This is a genomic window from Citrobacter sp. TBCS-14, from assembly GCF_005280805.1.
Lineage (GTDB): Bacteria > Pseudomonadota > Gammaproteobacteria > Enterobacterales > Enterobacteriaceae > Citrobacter > Citrobacter gillenii.
Window position 1 is genome coordinate 1 of record NZ_SZWM01000565.1, and the last position, 517, is coordinate 517.

Genomic DNA, 517 nt, shown 5'->3' on the forward strand with positions numbered 1-517 from the left:
TATTGATGATAAACCAGCCACCAGCCAGGTCGCTAATTTATTTCAGTTCAGGAAGGAAAAAAGCGAGGAACTTACGTGATTTTAAGCCGAATGCTGCTGCAAAGCACTCCATCCGGCCTAAGATAGTGCAAGCGCAGCGCCATTCGACGCCACGCTATAACCAGAATTATGCGTCGAACGGGTCGCGCNCGGGTCGCGCAGAATCATGGTTTCAGTACGGTCTGGGCCAGTTGAAATGATATCAATCGGCACACCGGTCAGCTCTTCAATACGCTTGACGTAGTTCAGCGCTGCCTGCGGCAGACCGCTACGCTCTTTCACACCGAAGGTGGACTCAGACCAGCCAGGCATGGTTTCGTAGATCGGCTCGATGCCTTTCCAGTCGTCAGCTGCCAGCGGGGTCGTCGTGACTTCACGACCATCCGGCATACGGTAAGCGACACAGATTTTCACCTCTTTCAAACCGTCCAGTACGTCCAGTTTGGTCAGGCAGAAGCCAGACAGGGAGTTAATCTGT

The 517-nt window shown here is 53.1% G+C and carries 1 pseudogene; it reads right to left on the minus strand.

Annotated elements, in window-relative coordinates:
• Positions 1 to 189: 189 nt before the first annotated feature.
• Positions 190 to 517 (minus strand): annotated as a pseudogene (locus tag FDX22_RS19925) (adenylosuccinate synthetase); the annotation flags it as partial.